Annotated in this window: 1 protein-coding gene; it reads left to right on the top strand. The window is 72.3% G+C overall.

The annotated features are described in order from the left end of the window. A partial coding sequence (locus DBV35_RS29230) for a molybdopterin cofactor-binding domain-containing protein (RefSeq protein WP_157962085.1) occupies positions 1–469 on the top strand: 469 nt, incomplete at both ends.

Here is a 469-nt window from a genome sequence, read left to right as displayed (position 1 = left end):
GCCGAGCTGGTCCACCCGGACCTCGGCACCAACGTCTCCGCGACCTGGGTGTTCGACTCCGCCGCCGCCGGCACCGGTGCCGACGTGGCCGAGGCCATCAAGGCCGCCGAGGCCGACAGCGACTCCGTCGTCGTCCGCCGCCGCTTCCGCCAGCAGCGCCTGATCCCCGCGTTCATGGAGCCCCGCTCCTGCGTGGTGGACCCGACCGGCGAGCAGCTGACCATCTGGGCCGCGACCCAGGTGCCGCACATCCTGCGCACCATGACCACGGTGACCCTCGGGGTGCCGGAGTCCAAGCTGCGCGTCATCGCCCCCGACGTGGGCGGCGGCTTCGGCGGCAAGATCGGCGTGCTGCCCGAGGAGATGCTCTGCGTGCTGCTCGCGCAGAAGCTGGGCAAGCCGGTCAAGTGGACCGAGACCCGCAGCGAGTGCATGCTCACCGCGCACCACGCCCGGGACCAGATCCAGG

This window comes from Acuticoccus kandeliae (genome assembly GCF_003073115.1).
Note: the sequence above shows the minus strand (reverse complement) of the source record. Positions and strands in the feature narration are given on the sequence as shown.